Below are 16657 nucleotides of genomic sequence, written 5' to 3'. Positions count from 1 at the left end.
GTCCTTGCATGGAGGATACGATGAACAACCCGCGCCAGATAATCGAGATCCGCCGCCGCAAGCTGGCTGCCCTCCTGATAGACAGCCGCTTATCCACCAGGCGTACCGTTGAAGAATGTGCCGCTGTATTGAACTTGAGCCCTGAAGCCTACCAGGCCCTCGAATCTGGCAGCGAGTCTCCCAGCCTGCCACAGCTTGAACTGCTCTCCCTCTTCTGGGACGTACCCATTCATCAATTCTGGGGAAAACCTTCTCGCCAGCCGTCCTCTCTTCCCTCTCAGATCAGCGACTACGACCGCGCCCTGGCACTGCGAAACCGGCTCATCGGCGCAACCCTGCGCCTGGCGCGCACCAGCGCCGGCCTGAACCTTGCCCAGCTGGCCGAAAGGGTTGGCATTGACGAAGAAACCCTCAATCTATATGAACTGGGGCAAAAACCGGTTCCATTTCCTGAACTGGAGACCCTCGCTGACGAGCTTGGCCTCTCTATCAACGAACTGGTAGATCGAAAAGGCCCCATCGGAGAGCAGATTCGCACCCGGGCCGCAATGCAACAATTTCTCGACCTTCCCGCCGAACTGCGCGCTTTCATCACCAACCCGGTCAATCGTCCTTACCTGGAACTGGCCATGCGGCTAAGTACTATGGATACCCAAAAACTCCGTTCCATCGCCGAAGGAATTCTGGAGATCACTTTCTGATGTCTACCCGGCCTCTTTCTCCTCAAGACCTTTCTTCCGAAGGGCAGGCGGCTTATCAGGCCAGGAATTTTCTCGAGGCAGCTGCAGCCTTTGAGCAGGCGGCCCGGGCCTATCGAGCCTCAGGAGATGAGGTAGCCGCCGCCGAAGCCGCCAATAACAGCAGTGTGGCCTACCTTCAGGCAGGAGATGCTCAAAAGGCGTTCGAGATGGCAGAAAATACCCACCTGGTCTTCGCAGGCCAGGGTGACCTTACCCGTCAGGGTATGGCACTGGCTAACCAGGCCGCAGCCCTCGAGGGATTGAACCGCCTCAAGGAAGCCCTGGAACTTTACCGCCAATCTTCTGAGGTATTCAAAAGCAGTGGTGATCACGAACTGCGGGCCATGGTGCTGCAAAATATATCGGCGCTTCAGTTACGCACCGGTGAACAGCTCCAGGCTCTTGCTACCATGGATACAGCACTGGAACAAAAAAAACGCCTTTCGCTCAAAGAAAAATTCCTCAAAAGGCTTTTGAAAATCCCTTTTGAGATGCTTAACCGTAAGTAATGTCACCCACCCCTCCCCAGTTTACCCTTCGCCAGGTTCACGAAGCCGATCGAACCCGGCTTTCTCGTTTCCTGGCCACTCTGTCTTACTTCCATCGTCATCTTGACTGGTGCGAGCCGCTCGAATGGCTTGGAAGGCAACCCTTCTGGGTGCTGGAAAAAAGCGGTCAGATCGAAGCCATGCTCGCCTGCCTCCCTGAACCAGAAGGCGTGGCCTGGGTGCGCCTCTTTGCCGTGGCTCAATGGACTTCTCCTGCCTGGGCCTGGAAGTTGCTCTTCGAGCGTGTGCTTCACGAGCTAATGTTGCTTTCCCCTCAACCGGAGATCGTCTCCCTTTCCCTTCAGGACTGGTATACCGATCTGCTTTCCATCAACGGGTTTCAACATTATCAAGACATCGTCACACTTTCTCAGGAAAGTTCCATCCCCCCTCCCCTCCCGGACGTGCCGGGGCTCCTCCTGCGCAGGATGACCTATGATGATTTACCCGCGGTGGCAGAGGTTGACAATCTGGCTTTTGAACCTATCTGGCGGCTCAGTCTCTCTGAACTTAAGGGGGCTTTTGAGCGCACGCACTACAACACTGTCATTGAAGTCGATTCTCAAATCGTGGCCTACCAGATGAGCTCGTTGAATGGATACAAAGCCCACCTGGCACGGCTGGCGGTTCACCCGGCCTCACAGCGCCGGCATTTCGGTTATCGCCTGGTGCGCGACGTGTTGGAGTACTTCCTCATCGGGCACAATACCTGGGGTGTCACGCTCAACACGCAAAGTGATAACCACGCCTCGCTGGCGCTTTATCAGAACATGGGCTTCCACATCACCGGAGAGAGCTTTCCGGTATACCGTTTCCCCTGAAAACACCCCCTTTCTTCCAATGACCCGAAGTGCCTGAAGGGTAATCACCCCTCTGGCCAGCCGGGATCAATTGGAATTCTTCGCTCTTTTTTGTTAGAATCACACCTCACAGGAGGCTATCAAGATATGGGAAAACAAGTCCGCAGCAGAGATAAAAAACGGAAAGAACCGGCGAATCGCCCAGTATACACCCTCGGAGCCATCGTACTCGGAGCGATGGTGATCGCCGTCATTTTAATTATCCTTAACTTAACCCAGGGCGCAACGAAAACGGCAGATCTCCCCAACCCCGTCGGCATGTCGTTAGGCGACCCCAATGCACCGGTGAAAGTCGAAGAATACTCTGATTTCCAGTGTCCTTACTGCGCCCAGTTTGCTCTCAATGCACAGGCCAGTTTTATTGAGAAATATGTAAAAACCGGGAAAGTATACTTCACGTACATCCCCTTCAGTTTTATCGGCCCGGAATCAGTTCGCGCCGCTGAAGCCGCCTATTGTGCGGCTGATCAAAACAAGTTCTGGGAGTTCCACGATATGCTCTTTAAAAATCAGGGCGGTGAGAATACAGGTGCCTTCTCAGATAACAAACTGATCAGCCTTGCCCAGAAATCTGGCCTGAACATGGCCGAGTTCCGCTCCTGCTTTGATAGCGGCAAGTACAAAGAAAAGGTTCAAACCGACCTCAATGATGGGAAAACCCGGGGTGTGACCGGCACTCCTTCCTTCATCGTCAACGGTCAAAAACCCATTTTTGCCAATGCTCTTGATACAGCTATCGAACAGGCTCTGAACGGCGGGAACTAAACCACAACCTACGGAAGGTTCAACTGCACCCCCAGCGCGCTTAACAACGCCACGGCCAGCGGGGCCACCAGCAACGCCGGTAAAAAATTACCCGTGCGAATCTTCTTCAATTCCAGCAAACCGCTGATGGCAATCCCCAGCAGGAGCACCCCCCCGGTAGCGGTCATCTCGGTCATCATAGCATCTGTGGTAACGGCCTGCACCTGAGCCGCCAGCAGGCTGATCCCCCCCTGGTAGATCAGGGTCGGGATGGCCGAAAACCCCACGCCGATTCCCAGGCTTGAGGCAAAAGCCAGCGAGGCAAAACCATCCAGCATCGACTTTACCGCCAGTAACCGGAAATCGCCCGTAAGGCCGTCCTGGATTGCCCCCAGGATGGCCAGCGGCCCTACCAGGTACACCAGCGAGGCCGTCAGAAACCCGCGGATAAAGCGTTCACGGGCGGCCTGCTGTTGCAGGGAATCACCCTGCCCGGTGGCAGGGCGCTCCAGATTAAACTTTCTCTCCAGCCAGTCACCCAGGGCACTCAGATGGTCTTCTACCCGCCACCATTCCCCCAGCAATGCTCCGGCTACCAGGCTGCCAAGCACGAGAAGCGCATTCTGCGTTTTTAAAAACATCTGAATTCCCAGCGCCAGCGTGAATAACCCCAAACCGGTAACAACCGTCTGCTTAATTCGTTCCGGCAGCCGACCGCCCAGAAGCACTCCCAGAGCGGTCCCGAGCAGAATCGCGACCACATTGATGATGGTGCCGGTCATCTTTTCACCCTCCCTATACAGATTTAGCTAACGTGGGACGATCTCTCCCTGCAAGCTGGTTTTCGTACAGCTCCAGCACAAAACAAAAAGAAGAGAGGCGGTTCATGTACCGTAGAACCACCGGATTATCGATCTCTCCCTGCTCATACAGAGTCACCAGACGCCGCTCTGCACGCCGCACTACGGTGCGAGCCACATCCAGGGTGGCGGCAGATTGGGTGTCTCCGGGGACAATGAATTCACGGGGCATATTCACTTTTCCGCCGATATGTTCAATGGCTGACTCGAGCCAGGAAAGTCGTTCCTCTTCCATGCGTGAGAATTTACCTGCGGTGGCCGGGGTCGCCGCCACCTCGACCATCAGGTTGTATAAATCGCGCTGAGCATGCAGAAGGTAACGCGCAACCTCTTCTGACCGGCAGATAGACCGTGCCAGACCAAGCACCGCACTGGCCTCATCCAACGACCCCAGTGCCTCAATGCGTGCATCACTTTTTGAGACTCGCCCTTCTCCAAGCAAACCAGTCGAACCGTCGTCACCTCTCCCGCTGTATAATTCCGAACCCATCTCTTCCTCCTGGCTGGGTTAACTTTTCCGCTGGCGATAAAGAAACCAGAATATCTCCGCTGGGAAGGCATCCTGCAAAGAAGGATCCCACACAAATGGCCCATCCTGCGTTCCTGCCCGTAAACGCCGATCAAGTTGACTGAGGATTTCGGCTTCAGGCAATGCAGAAGCATCGAATTCACGACCGAGCAATTCAAGCATGGCTCGTAATTGCACCTGAGAAGAGTACGCCGAAAAAGCCCCCTTCGCCGGGTCAAGAAGTTCTTCCAGAGCTTTTTTCCATAATTCCACACGGCTCTGGAACTCGCGGGTGGCTTTCTTTTCCCAGTTCGACCTCCAGCGTTCGCGCACCTCATCCATCCTGCGGAACAAATCTTCCACCTGGCGCTGGTCCAGCCTGGCAACTCGCGCCCGACAGAGAAGCACCCCCCCCAGAGAAAGCTGATTCATCCCCGGGCTGGTAAGCGAGGCCACTCCACCCGGTAGAGGCCAGAACAGATCTTTGGAAAGAATGAAATCCTCCAAATCTGGCACTGCCAGGCGCAGATAAGCAAGGTCGCGGTCAATCGTTGTCACGGAGTTAGTGTAAAGGTGGGTAAAACGGTTGGATTACGCGGCTGCCGGCCAGCCAGGAACCATTCTCCAATGTTGGCAAAGCGGTCACTCGGATCAAACAATGGGCCAATCCGAATACCCTGGATCTCATTGGAGACAGCGTAATTATACACGCTGTAAAACAAAGGCAGCGCAGGGAGTTCCTCATTGAATACCACCTGGAAATTCCGGTAAAACCGCGCTCTCTCATCCCTGTCCACGGTGGTGCGTGCCTGCTCTAAATACTCACTGGCCATGCGGTTGTTCCATTGAGAATAGTTTTGCCCCTCGGCGTTCGCCTGCGCCTGATCCCAGAAGGGATAGGGGTCAGGGTCAGGGGAACGCATCAAATCCAGATCCACCAGCGCCGCCTGGTATGCCCGCGGAACCAGACGGTCGGTCACCAGCTGATCATACGCAAGCGGTTCAATGGAAACATCCACGCCTAAAGTCGCCCAGCTGGCCTGAAGTGCTTCTGCCAGCCGCCGGTGCAGGTCATCATCCGGGTAAACCAGTGAAAACTTCAGATAAACCCCGTCTTTGCTTAAAGTGACATCCTGCTCACCCGCCAGTGTGTAACCGGCACTTTTCAGCAAGTCCTTTGCGCCCGAAGGATCATAGGGTACTCCGGTGATTTTATCGTAATAAGCCCAGGTACCCGGAAGGATCGGCCCATCGGCGCGAATGGCCTGCCCCTGCATCTGCTGATCAATCAGCCCCTGCCGGTTGATGGCCATTCCCAATGCCCGTCGAACCGCTTTCTCCTGAAAAAATTTTACTTCGGGGTTTTCCAGGTTGAAGAAGACCAGCGTAAGCTTCGGCAACCGCGCCGTGTAAAGCGAAAGGCCTTCTTCACTCAGCACCTCAGGCAGGATACTCACCGGCACATCGCTGAGCCCCTGTACCCGACCATCGAGGTATGCCTTCCATGCTGAAGAGGCATCCGGAAAGTAGAGAAATACCACTTCCTCAAGGAATGGTTTGGCCAGGTAATACTCCGGGTTGACCGAAAGCGCCACACCGGTAATTTGCCCATTTTCTACAATCAGGCGTGAAAACTGATACGGACCGCTCCCCACTGGCTTCAGATTAAAATCGTCATTGGCAATCTGCTCCATCGACTTGCCACCCAGAAGGTGCTGGGGGAGCACTCCAAAAGTTAAATAATCCAGAAACGGTGCAAACGCCTCAGGTAAACGAAACTGGATCACCCGATCACTCAATTGAACAGCTTCAATCCCCTTCCAGAAGGCCTGCAAATCTGCCGGGATCAGATCTCCGCCATTACGGATGAGATCCAGGGTAAAGAGTACATCAGCCGCAGTCAGTGGTTTCCCATCATGCCATCGAATGCCTTCACGAAGGGTCACATTGTACAGCGTACCGTCTGCCGATACCCCCCATTCTTCGGCCAGGTCGGGTTGAGGGTTCCCGCGGCTATCAAACCGCACCAGACCGTTGAAAATCAGCCGGGTCACATCTCGATCCGGGGGGTTGAGATGAGCCAGCAACGGGTTTAACCGCATCAGAGAGCCTGTCAGGGCTTCGGTATAGACCCCGCCGCGCACCGGTTCAGGCGTGGATTGGGGAAGGGTTTGCGTCTGGGGCTGTTCACCCAGCAGTAATATCCCCACCACCAGACCGGTGAGAAAAATGATCAAGAGTTGCCAGCGAAGTTTCCTCATAGGCTTTCATAAACCAAAAAAGGCGATTCCCCTTTTCAGGCGAGCCGCCTTCTCGTGAATTCGGTCAGACTTGGGACAGGAGATTCAAAGAGAATGCAATCTCAACAGCTACTGCGCTACGACGACCAGCGCCAGGACAAGGATGAAAAAGAGGACACTCAAGCCGATGGTAATATAGAATAGCGTTTTTTCGATCCCTCGCCGGGCTGTGAATACAGAACCGGAATCCCCGCCGGTTAACCCGCCGAGGCCGGTGCCTTTGCTTTGCAGGATCACGCTGATGATCAGCGCAATTGAAGTTATAATCAACGCAATATCGAGATAGGTTCTCACAGATTTCCTCCTGGTCTTTCTACCAGCTACCCATTATACGTTCACCCTGGGGAATCGTCAACCGCCATGCCTGAAATTAAACTCAACCTTCACATGCACACCCCTTATTCTGATGGGAGTGGCAGCCATGCTTTCATCGCACACCAGGCCCTTCAGGCCGAATTGGACGCGATTATTGTAACCGATCACAACGTTCTTGTCCGGGGACTGGAAGGATATTACCGCGAAGGTCAACGCAGTCTGCTCCTGCTGATCGGTGAAGAAGTCCACGATCAGGCGCGAGACCCACAAAAAAACCACCTTCTGGTTTTCGGGGTTGAACAGGAAGTTGCTCCTCTCGCCGCCGACCCACAGGGGTTGATTAACCGCATTCGTCAGAGCGGCGGGCTTTCTTTCATCGCCCACCCCATCGACCCGGCACTTCCCGCTTTCCATGAAGACGATATTTCCTGGGTCACCTGGGATGTGCAGGGATTCACTGGTTTAGAACTCTGGAATGGCTTCAGTGAGCTCAAAACTGTCATCCGCTCACGCCTGGACGGCCTGTTTTACGCCTACTTTCCTCAGTTCATTCCGCGCGGCCCCCTCCCGGGCACACTCCGGATCTGGGATGAGCTTCTCACCACACGCCCTCAGCCATGCGTGGCCGTTGGTGGATCAGACGCCCATGCCCTGAATATGCGACTCGGCCCATTGCGTCGGCAGGTATTGCCTTACTCTTTTCATTTCAAAGCCATTAATAACCATCTTTTACTTGATGAACCCTTGAGCGGTGATTTCATTCGCGATAAACAGGCCATCTACAATGCACTGCGTAAAGGACATCTCTTCATCGGGTATGATCTACCCGCCCCCACCGATGGATTCCGCTTTACCGCCAGCGGGCGCCACGGCACCGCATCCATGGGCGACGAAATTCCTCTCGGCGATGGGATCACCTTCCAAATCCGCCTGCCCATGGAAACCGAATGCCGCCTGATTCGGAACGGAGTGGTCTTGAAGACCTGGCACAGGCGGCAAATTTGTACCTTCATAACCAACCAGCCCGGAATTTACCGGGTTGAGTGCACCCTCTCTTATCTGGGAAGACGACGCGGCTGGATCTATTCCAACCCAATTTACGTGCGAGGGTAAGATGCCAATCGTAAACAATGTGACCCGCCTGCTGGATTCTAAAAAGATTCCCTACACCGCCTTCGAACTCCCCCCCGAGAAACTCAGCGCCCGTGAAACCGCTCGCCTTCTTCAGGTGCCTGCACAGCGAGTCTTCAAAACCATCGTCACCCTGCGGCCCTCGCCAGGTTCCAGGCCGGTTTTGGCGCTCATCCCCGGGAATTGCCAGGTAGACCTCAAAGCGCTGGCCAGTGCCCTGGGAGAGAAAAAAATGCGCCTGCCCACCCAGCGCGAAGCCGAACAACTCACCGGGTTGCAGGCCGGAGGGATCTCTCCGCTGGCGCTGATTAACCGGGGTTTTTCTGTCATCATCGACCGCTCAGCCCTCGATGAAGACCTCATTCATGTCTCTGGAGGTCAGCGCGGCCTGAACATCCGCCTTCCAGTCCAGGCATTGATCCAGTTAACCCAGGCAAAGATCGCCGCCATCGCTGCACCATCCGAAAAGGATGACGAGCAGGAATAATGGATCGCCCGTTCACCCCTTAACTACCAGCAGTGGCCGCAACCTGGCCACCTTGCGGGCGATCCCCGCACCACATACCGTCTCCACCACTTCATCCACATCTTTATAAGCGCTGGGAGCCTCCTCGGCCAGTCCGGCCATAGATCCTGCACGCAGGAGAATGCCATCGGCTTCCAGTTCGCGCTGAAGTTGCTCCCCACGTACACTGCGTTTAGCCGCATTGCGGCTGAGCACGCGCCCGGCGCCATGACAGCTCGACCCGAAGGAGCGCATCATGCTCTCTTCTGTACCTACCAGCACCCAGGAGGCAGTTCCCATACTTCCGGGAACCAGCACCGGTTGCCCCACCCGCGCGTATTCTTCGGGCAAGCCGGGAGCCCCAGGCCCAAAGGCCCGTGTGGCACCCTTGCGGTGCACACACACTTTCACTCGCTGACCATCAATCTCATGGGTTTCAATTTTTCCAATATTATGGGCAATGTCGTACACCTGGTGCAAATGCCAGTTGGCCACTTTACCCGCCAGCACCGCCTCAAAAGCCAGCCGTGCCTGGTGTGCCAGTAATTGTCGGTTGAGAAAAGCATAATTGGCCGCCGCCCGCATGGCTGCAAGATAGGCCTGTCCTTCGGGCGAGTCCAGCGGAGCGCAGACCAGCTCTCGATCCGGCAGACGAATCCCATACCGGTTCACTGCGCCTTGCAATTCTTGAACGTAGTCGGTGCAGATCTGATGACCAAACCCTCGCGAACCGCAGTGAATGGAGAGCGTCAGGCATCCTTCGAGCAATCCCATCGCCCCCGCCGCATGCGCATCAAACACCTGCTCGACGATCCCCACCTCCAGGAAGTGATTACCCGCCCCAAGTGTTCCAAGCTGACTGCGCCCACGCTCCTTGGCTCGTTTGCTCACCTTTGTGGGATCAGCCCCATCCAGGCACCCACCTTCTTCGGTGCGGCGAAGATCCTGTTCCGATGCCATACCGCGCTTCTGTGCCCAGCGCGCCCCCTCGCGGCAGGCCTGATCCAGTTCCGCTTCACTGAGGCGCATTCCCCCTTCAGCGCCAACCCCGCTTGGACAGTATTCATCCAGTGCCCGGATGAGATCCTTGAAGTAAGGCTCGGCCTCGCCAACCTCGAGGGTTGTCGCCAGCAACCGGACGCCGCAATTAATGTCATAACCAATCCCACCCGGAGAGATCACCCCCTCAGGGTAACGCGTGGCGGCTACCCCACCGATCGGGAAGCCATACCCCTGATGAACATCTGGCATAACCACCACCCGTCCCACCAGTCCTGGCAGGGTGGCGGCGTTTACCGCCTGTTCGATGGACTTATCACCCAGAGCATTTTCTAGCAGGCGACGTGAGGCAAATACCCGCACCGGCACACGCATGTCTTGCCGGAACGTCCTGGGAATTTCCCACTCGTAGTCGGAAATCCGCGTGAAAGATTGCAGTTGAATCATTCTGCACCTCCTTACCAGCCTTCCAGACCATTAAACATCGAAGACCACGGTAACTTCCAGCCCTCGTTCACCCTTCTGTATTGCCAGATCGTGGTAAGTAACCGCCTTAATCTCTTTGCTCTGACCAATCACCCGTGCCCCCGTCAGTTCACCCTCCAGTTGAGTTCCTTTCACTTCCAGATCAAACTGCCAGAAAGCCCACCTCTCTTCGAGTTGAAAAACCAGTTCATTGAGAAAAGCCACCAGCAGACTTTCGGCATCAATCGCCTCCAGGGCCAGGTGCTGTTGCACCGGTTGACTCGGATCGGTCACTACCCCCAGCAAAGTGTACATCCCTTCTGCAGCGGTGATCAGCAACGCTTTTAGATCTGGCGCCCAGACGTGCAGTGCCCAGTCAGCCGTATGAGCTATTTCGAGATACCCACGATCACCAGTTCGAGAAGACCTCATATTATAATTATAAAGTATGAAGAACAGGCTCGATCGAATCGAGGCCAGGCTTCAGGCGATGATCGAACAATGGATGCTCCCTGCCACTTCCACAGACTTCGAAAGCCGCCTCGCCTACCAGCTTGTCCGGGCGTTTCAGGAACAACTCCGCCAGGTGCCGACAGAGCCAGAGTTCACTCCACACCTGCTTCTCCATCTACGGATGGATGTGGCATCTGCGCTGAACCAGCCCCTCCACCTGATCTCTGAGGTAGCCCTGGAACTCTACCAGTCTGCCCGCGAATCCGGGATCCCTTTACGCATTCCCCCAAAAATTGATCTGGTGGTGGATGAGTCCCCCGGCGAGGATCTCTTCCGTGTTGAAAGCGCCCCCCTGCCTGACGAGACCGGCCACACCGCCGTCTTACAGACTGCACGTGACCTCCCTCCTGAAGACATTCCCCCGAAACGTGCCTTTTTACTGGTCAACGGCAAAGACCTTTTTTATCTGGATGCAACGGTTATCAATATCGGTCGGCGCCCAGAGAATCACCTCGTCATCCCCGACCTCCGCGTTTCACGCGAACACGCTCAAATCCGCTTTAGCCGCGGTCAGTATATCCTCTTCGACTTGAACTCCACCGGTGGCACTACGGTCAATGGGCAACCTGTCCGCCAGTGGCCCTTGAAACCCGGCGATGTCATCAGCCTGGCGGGAGTGCCCATGATCTTTGGAATAGAAGCCTACCACGCGGAGGATAATTCCGATACCGGAAAAACCATTTCGATGCGCGATTCTCCAGGGGAGGAACCCTCATGAGCAGCATTCTTTTCCTGATCCTCCGCATCCTGCTGGTGGCTTCTCTTTACGGATTCCTCATTTGGGCACTGCAAGTGTTGTGGAAGGACCTTCGTGCCCAGACAGAAGTGGTTCACTCCCGTCGCGCTCCTGCCATCACCCTTTCCATCAGCAACACCCTCGATGATCAGACCCGAACCTACACCACAACCGAAATTTTAATCGGACGGAACCCCGGGTCCACATTCCCGATCCGCAACGAGACGGTCTCATCCAGCCATGCCCGGCTTATCTACCGACAGAACCAGTGGTGGGTAGAAGACCTCCATTCTACCAACGGCACTTTTCTAAACGAGGAGCGGGTTTTTACCCCCACTGTGGTCATGGATGGCGATGATCTTCGCTGTGGTCAGGTGAATCTGCAGGTAAAAATTGAACATTGAACACGAGGTGCAACTTATGAACAGCAAACCCGAACTGGCGATCATTGGCGGCTCAGGCCTTTATCAGATGAACGGCCTCACCCATATTGAAACCGTTGAGCTTGAAACACCCTTCGGAAAACCCAGCGCGCCGGTTGTGCTTGGAGACCTTTCTGGCAAGCGTGTGGCTTTCCTGGCAAGGCACGGGTTAGGACATACCATCTCCCCGAGTGAGGTCAACTACCGCGCCAACATTTATGCCCTGAAAATGCTCGGTGCAGACCGGGTGATCAGTGTCAGCGCCTGTGGGTCTCTCCGCGAGGACTACGCACCGGGGCACATCGTCATCCCTGATCAGATTTTCGATTTCACCCGCGGCCGGGCACGCTCTTTCTTCGAAGGAGGCCTGGTGGCACATGTAGGCTCAGCAGATCCGGTTTGCGCCGAACTTTCCGAGCAACTGTATCAGGCCGTTGTAGAGGCCGGTGGAACCGTGCATCGGGGTGGAACTTTCATTACCATTGAAGGCCCGAGGTTTTCCACGCGGGCCGAATCCTCTGTTTTTCGTTCATGGGGTATGTCGATCATCGGAATGACAGCCAGCCCTGAAGTCTTCCTTGCCCGTGAAGCCGAAATGTGTTATGCGATTATGGCGCACGTCACCGATTACGATGTCTGGCATACCAGCGAGTCCCCGGTTACGGTTGAAATGGTGGTTCGCACCCTTCTGGCCAATACCGCCCTGGCTCAACGCTCCCTGGAAATTCTTGCCCGTCAGTTACCCGCCGAAAAACACTGCGCCTGCGACCACGCCCTGGCCGATGCCATCATCACCGCTCCCGACCGCATCCATCCCTCGGCTCGTGAGAAACTCTCCCTTCTGATCAGCAAATACCTGCCCAAGTGACCTCTGCTCAGCCCATCTCCCCCGCCCGACCCACACCCCATGAACTTCAATTCCGGTTGATGTTCTTCACCACCGGCTTCATCCTCCTGTTTGCCATCAGCCTGAGCCTTTCTCCCATCGTCCGCCTCAGAAACTGGCAGGCAGGCCTGCTCTGGGTGCATTGGGTTGGAGTGCTGATCTGGGCAGCAGGTTTCTGGCTGATCTTCCGCGAGATCTCCCGGCTTCCTCATCCTCCAGACCCATTTTTACTCCCCATCATGGGTCTGCTCAGTGGCTGGGGGGTGCTCACCATTTTTCGGCTCTCCACCTACCTGGGGCTTCGACAGGCAATCTGGCTGGGGGTGGGGCTGGGACTTTTCTGGGCAAGCCTGCGCTTTACCCGGGGATTGTCCTTTCTTCGAAGATACAAATATATCTGGCTTTTCTCAGGCCTTCTCCTCACGGCGCTGACCCTTCTCTTCGGTGCGTACCCGGGCGGCGAAGGCCCGCGGCTCTGGCTCGGATGCTGCGGGGTGTATTTTCAACCTTCCGAACCGCTCAAACTCCTGCTGGTGATCTTCCTGGCGGCCTACCTTGCGGACCGACTGCCGTACTATTTCAGCCTGTTCAATCTCCTGGCCCCCTCCCTGGTGCTCATTGGGCTGGCACTTGCTCTGCTCATCGTCCAGCGAGACCTGGGCACTGCCACCCTCCTGATCCTGGTCTCCATTCTGACGCTCTACCTGGCCTCCGGTAAAAAAAGGGTGCTTTTCTTCGGCGTGTTCGCTCTGCTGGTGGCCGGTTGGGTAGGCTACCGCTTCTCAGATGTGGTGCATACACGGATTCAAGCCTTCCTCAACCCCTGGGCCGATCCCGGTGGAAGCTCCTACCAGGTGATTCAATCCCTGCTGGCAGTTGCCTCCGGAGGTCTTTTTGGACGCGGCCCTGGCCTGGGCAGTCCGGGGCTGGTACCGGTTGCGGCCTCCGATTTCATCTACCCGGCCATCGTTGAAGAAACGGGTTTACTGGGTGGCGTAGCCGTGCTCCTGCTCTTTTTCCTCCTCGTCATCCGGGCATTGATCATCGCGGTCCGCGCTCCCTATCGGTTCCACCGCTTTCTGGCGGGCGGTGTCGCGGTTTATTTTGCCACCCAGATGATCATGATCATCGGGGGTAATATCCGCCTGCTACCCCTCACCGGGGTAACCCTCCCCTTTCTTTCCTACGGGGGGTCCTCATTACTCACATCGATAGCCGCTGTGCTTTTACTGGTTCACATCCATCGCGAATCGGTGGAAACCGATCCTGCCCCTCTTCCCAGCCCCTTTCCCTATTCAGCTTTTGCCCTCCTGCTGGCCATGGCAGTGTTCTTCCTTGCATTCGTGACCGGGTGGTACGCCGTCATTCGACAGGATGCCCTCCTCACCCGCACCGATAATCCCCGGCGCTCCATCACCGATCGCTACGTTTTGCGGGGGTCTCTGCTCGACCGCAGCAATCAACCCATTACCACCACCACCGGAGTACCCGGATCGTACCAGCGGGTGAACCATTACCCGCCCCTCAGTCCTGTGATTGGCTATTCGCATCCGGTGTATGGGCAGGCCGGTATAGAAGCGTTCCTGGATGATACCCTGCGCGGTCTTAAAGGGAATCCTGCTCTGGATATCTGGTGGAATCGCCTCCTGTATGGAGAGCCCCCACCCGGGCTGGATGTACGCCTGTCCCTCGACCTGAATTTACAGAAAGCCGCCGATGATGCTCTGGGAGAACATGCCGGGGCCATCGTTCTGCTGAATGCCCGCACCGGCGAAATTCTCGTCATGGCCTCCCATCCCTATTTTGACCCGAATACATTATCGGATACCTGGCCATCCCTCATTACCGATCCAGAAAGCCCCCTTCTCAACCGGGCTGTTCAGGGGTTATATCCGCCAGGGGCAGCCATTGCCCCGGTCATCCTGGGAGAGGCCCTCGGTCAGAGTGACCTCCCCGATTTACCCCGTCAACTCACCTACACCCTGCCCGATGGAAAACAGCTGACCTGCGCTGTTTCACCGGCCGATCCGCCTTCCTGGGGAAACGCGCTGGCCAGCGGTTGCCCGGCACCGCTGGCCCTGCTGGGCAACCGCTTCTTGCCGGTCAATCTGGATCGGCTTTTCCAGCGGTACGGGTTTTCTACGCTGCCCTCCATCCCTCTGGCCGTGGCCCCTGCCGTAGTTCCACCGGTAAGCAGTGTCACCCTTGCCAGCCTGGGGCAAAACGGGATGTTGCTTTCGCCCCTGCAAATGGCTGAAATTGCAGCCGCAGTGAGTAACGATGGCGCTCTGCCCGCTCCCCAGCTTACCCTGGCAGTATTAACCCCCCGCCAGGGCTGGGTCATCGTCTCTGAAAGCCAGACCCAGCAGGTCATGAGTGCCAACCGCGCCCAGCGTATCGCTCAGCTTCTCGCCTCTCCCGGCAAGCTCTACTGGCAGGTCACCGCCAGTACCACAGCCAGCTCGCACGATGTGACCTGGTTCCTCGCAGGCACGCTCACCCAGTGGAAAGGCTCTCCACTGGCGCTGGCGGTTCTGCTGGAAGAAAACAACCCTCCTCTGGCTCAATCAATCGGCGAAACCATCCTCGACACCGCGCTTAACTCAAACTAAAAGGTCACGGAGTGCGCTTTCAAGCCGGGCGAAACGGAATGGAAACCCCGCCTCCTCTAAACGGGTTGGGATCACTCGCTGACCATCCAGAATCAGGGTGCTCATCTCACCCAGGATGATCTTAAGCGCCAGCGCAGGCACCGGCAGCCAGCAAGGACGCCGTAATACACGCCCGAGAGTTTTCACAAATTCAGCATTGGTCACTGGCTGGGGAGAGGTCAGGTTGTAGACCCCGGTACAGGCAGGGTTTTCAAGCATAAACTGAATGCCCCGCACAGTATCCTCAAGATGAATCCACGAAATCCATTGCTTCCCTGTGCCCAGAGGCCCACCGACAAAAAAGCGAAATGGGAGCATCATGCGTGGAAGAACCCCACCCCGGGGTGTAAGTACAACCCCCGTTCGCCCGATGACCCGCCGTACCCCCTCTTCCTCCACGGGCCGGGTTGCGGCTTCCCAGCGAACAGCCACACTGGCCAGAAAATCGCTCCCCGGCGGATCATTCTCTGTGAAAGGGCGATCGCCCCCGATTCCATAATAACCCACCCCTGAAATCTGAAAAACCACACCCGGCTTTCTGGTAGCCGCGTGCACGGCTTCTACAATCGCCGCACCGGCCTGCTCCCGGCTGGTAAGGATACGCTGTTTTCGCGCCTCACTCCAGCGCCCTGCGCCGATGCTTTCACCGGCCAGGTTGACAATTCCATCCGCACCATCGACAAGCCTCCCCCACCCTTCTGCCGAATGTCCATCCCAGCCTGCCACACTCACCCTTTCCACAGGCGGTACCCTCTCCGGCGAGCGACTTACGACCACCACTTCATGCCCCGCCTGGCCGAGCGCGCGTGACAGGGCCCTGCCGATCAATCCAGAACCTCCCAGAATGATGAACTTCATCGATATCCTCCATTCTTTTTATGAACAAAAACTGATCATGGCTGAGCGTCAATCGTGCTATAATCTCAGCATTGGAGAAGCAATGCAGGCCCCGGTGCTTGTTTTAAACGCCAATTACGAGCCGATTCACGTCTGCGACCTCCGAAGAGCTTTGGGGCTTCTAATGACCGAAAAAGCGACTTTGGTCGTCAATGGACGCGGGTACATTCAATCGGTTCATCTCTCCCTGCCCATCCCTTCTGTGATCCGCCTGCAAAAAATGATCCACCGTCCCCGCCCACGGCTCAAACTTACCCGCCGTGAGGTCTTTCGGCGCGACAACTTCACCTGCCAGTACTGCGGTAAACATACTCCTGAACTGACGATCGACCATGTCATTCCTCGCCACCTGGGCGGGCAGCATAACTGGCTGAACGTGGTGACTGCCTGCCCTGCCTGCAACCATCGTAAAGGTGGGCGCACTCCCGAAGAAGCCGGGATGAAACTGCTCCATCCGCCAACCGAACCTCCCGCCTCCGCTCAGTATATCTTTGGCCGGCATCTGGACGAGTGCCGTGAATGGGCTGAATTTCTGGCTGGCTGGTAACCTTCTCTATTAAAACACAAAGCGGGCACC

19 protein-coding genes are annotated in these 16657 nt (G+C 56.3%); 11 read left to right on the top strand and 8 right to left on the bottom strand.

Annotated features, from left to right (window positions below; translation table 11 throughout):
• Positions 1-20 precede the first annotated feature (20 nt).
• The 4 genes from ATHL_RS02630 to ATHL_RS02615 all read left to right on the top strand — a co-directional run bounded on the left by ATHL_RS02630 (position 21) and on the right by ATHL_RS02615 (position 2913).
• Complete coding sequence (locus tag ATHL_RS02630) at positions 21-701, top strand: helix-turn-helix domain-containing protein (RefSeq protein ID WP_062189477.1); 681 nt, start codon at positions 21-23, stop codon at positions 699-701.
• Positions 701-1249, top strand: coding sequence for a tetratricopeptide repeat protein (locus ATHL_RS02625; protein ID WP_062189475.1), 549 nt, complete (start codon positions 701-703; stop codon positions 1247-1249). Before ATHL_RS02630 ends, ATHL_RS02625 begins: the two co-directional genes overlap by 1 nt.
• Positions 1249-2109 carry a GNAT family N-acetyltransferase gene (locus ATHL_RS02620; RefSeq protein WP_062189473.1) on the top strand — a complete coding sequence of 287 codons (861 nt, stop codon included), beginning with the start codon at positions 1249-1251 and terminating at the stop codon, positions 2107-2109. Before ATHL_RS02625 ends, ATHL_RS02620 begins: the two co-directional genes overlap by 1 nt.
• 126 nt (positions 2110-2235) lie before the next feature.
• The gene (locus tag ATHL_RS02615) at positions 2236-2913 is read left to right on the top strand and encodes a DsbA family protein (RefSeq protein ID WP_062189472.1); all 678 of its coding nucleotides are present in this window, start codon (positions 2236-2238) and stop codon (positions 2911-2913) included.
• A gap of 8 nt (positions 2914-2921) precedes the next feature.
• Here the strand turns inward: ATHL_RS02615 and ATHL_RS02610 are convergent, their stop codons facing one another.
• From ATHL_RS02610 to secG, 5 genes are all read right to left on the bottom strand, one after another.
• On the bottom strand, positions 2922-3674 hold the full coding sequence (locus ATHL_RS02610; RefSeq protein WP_062189469.1) for a DUF554 domain-containing protein: 753 nt from the start codon (positions 3672-3674) through the stop codon (positions 2922-2924).
• A gap of 13 nt (positions 3675-3687) precedes the next feature.
• On the bottom strand, positions 3688-4242 hold the full coding sequence (locus tag ATHL_RS02605; protein WP_062189467.1) for a cob(I)yrinic acid a,c-diamide adenosyltransferase: 555 nt from the start codon (positions 4240-4242) through the stop codon (positions 3688-3690).
• An 18-nt stretch (positions 4243-4260) separates the two neighbouring features.
• Positions 4261-4818 (bottom strand): hypothetical protein, encoded by a 558-nt coding sequence (locus tag ATHL_RS02600; RefSeq protein WP_062189465.1) that lies wholly within the window; start codon positions 4816-4818, stop codon positions 4261-4263.
• Positions 4815-6521, bottom strand: a complete 1707-nt coding sequence (locus ATHL_RS02595; RefSeq protein ID WP_062189464.1) for an ABC transporter substrate-binding protein — start codon at positions 6519-6521, stop codon at positions 4815-4817. Before ATHL_RS02595 ends, ATHL_RS02600 begins: the two co-directional genes overlap by 4 nt.
• A 108-nt stretch (positions 6522-6629) precedes the next feature.
• On the bottom strand, positions 6630-6854 hold the full coding sequence (secG, locus tag ATHL_RS02590; RefSeq protein WP_062189463.1) for a preprotein translocase subunit SecG: 225 nt from the start codon (positions 6852-6854) through the stop codon (positions 6630-6632).
• Positions 6855-6920: 66 nt separating this feature from the next.
• On the opposite strand from secG, the gene ATHL_RS02585 reads away from it, so the two are divergent.
• A complete protein-coding gene (locus ATHL_RS02585; protein ID WP_062189461.1) occupies positions 6921-7988 on the top strand; it encodes a CehA/McbA family metallohydrolase in 1068 nt (355 codons plus the stop codon).
• Position 7989: 1 nt separating this feature from the next.
• The gene (locus tag ATHL_RS02580; protein ID WP_062189459.1) at positions 7990-8493 is read left to right on the top strand and encodes an aminoacyl-tRNA deacylase; all 504 of its coding nucleotides are present in this window, start codon (positions 7990-7992) and stop codon (positions 8491-8493) included.
• A gap of 12 nt (positions 8494-8505) precedes the next feature.
• Here ATHL_RS02580 and ATHL_RS02575 read toward each other — a convergent pair whose 3' ends face one another.
• Both ATHL_RS02575 and ATHL_RS02570 read right to left on the bottom strand, forming a co-directional pair.
• A complete protein-coding gene (locus tag ATHL_RS02575) occupies positions 8506-9957 on the bottom strand; it encodes an RtcB family protein (RefSeq protein WP_062189457.1) in 1452 nt (483 codons plus the stop codon).
• Between the two features lie 30 nt (positions 9958-9987).
• The gene (locus tag ATHL_RS02570) at positions 9988-10407 is read right to left on the bottom strand and encodes an archease (RefSeq protein WP_084001120.1); all 420 of its coding nucleotides are present in this window, start codon (positions 10405-10407) and stop codon (positions 9988-9990) included.
• A gap of 16 nt (positions 10408-10423) precedes the next feature.
• Here ATHL_RS02570 and ATHL_RS02565 point away from each other — a divergent pair, with 16 nt between their 5' ends.
• Genes ATHL_RS02565 through ATHL_RS02550 form a run of 4 tightly spaced genes read left to right on the top strand, consistent with a single transcriptional unit; the run spans position 10424 to position 15144 of the window.
• Positions 10424-11206, top strand: a complete 783-nt coding sequence (locus ATHL_RS02565; protein WP_062189453.1) for an FHA domain-containing protein — start codon at positions 10424-10426, stop codon at positions 11204-11206.
• Complete coding sequence (locus tag ATHL_RS02560; RefSeq protein WP_062189451.1) at positions 11203-11628, top strand: FHA domain-containing protein; 426 nt, start codon at positions 11203-11205, stop codon at positions 11626-11628. The genes ATHL_RS02565 and ATHL_RS02560 overlap by 4 nt, the downstream gene beginning before the upstream one ends.
• Before the next feature lie 16 nt (positions 11629-11644).
• Entirely contained in the window at positions 11645-12514 is an 870-nt protein-coding gene (gene mtnP, locus ATHL_RS02555; RefSeq protein WP_062189449.1) for an S-methyl-5'-thioadenosine phosphorylase, read from the top strand.
• Positions 12511-15144 (top strand): FtsW/RodA/SpoVE family cell cycle protein, encoded by a 2634-nt coding sequence (locus ATHL_RS02550; RefSeq protein ID WP_062189447.1) that lies wholly within the window; start codon positions 12511-12513, stop codon positions 15142-15144. The genes mtnP and ATHL_RS02550 overlap by 4 nt, the downstream gene beginning before the upstream one ends.
• Here the strand turns inward: ATHL_RS02550 and ATHL_RS02545 are convergent.
• On the bottom strand, positions 15136-16041 hold the full coding sequence (locus ATHL_RS02545; protein ID WP_062189445.1) for a TIGR01777 family oxidoreductase: 906 nt from the start codon (positions 16039-16041) through the stop codon (positions 15136-15138). The genes ATHL_RS02550 and ATHL_RS02545 overlap by 9 nt on opposite strands.
• Between ATHL_RS02545 and ATHL_RS02540 the strand changes: the two genes are divergently transcribed.
• A complete protein-coding gene (locus ATHL_RS02540; RefSeq protein ID WP_236822315.1) occupies positions 16028-16627 on the top strand; it encodes an HNH endonuclease in 600 nt (199 codons plus the stop codon). The two genes, ATHL_RS02545 and ATHL_RS02540, sit on opposite strands and share 14 nt — an antisense overlap.
• The last annotated feature ends 30 nt before the right edge of the window (positions 16628-16657 follow it).

Source organism: Anaerolinea thermolimosa (genome assembly GCF_001050195.2).
Classification (GTDB): Bacteria; Chloroflexota; Anaerolineae; order Anaerolineales; family Anaerolineaceae; genus Anaerolinea; species Anaerolinea thermolimosa.
Note: the sequence above shows the minus strand (reverse complement) of the source record. Positions and strands in the feature narration are given on the sequence as shown.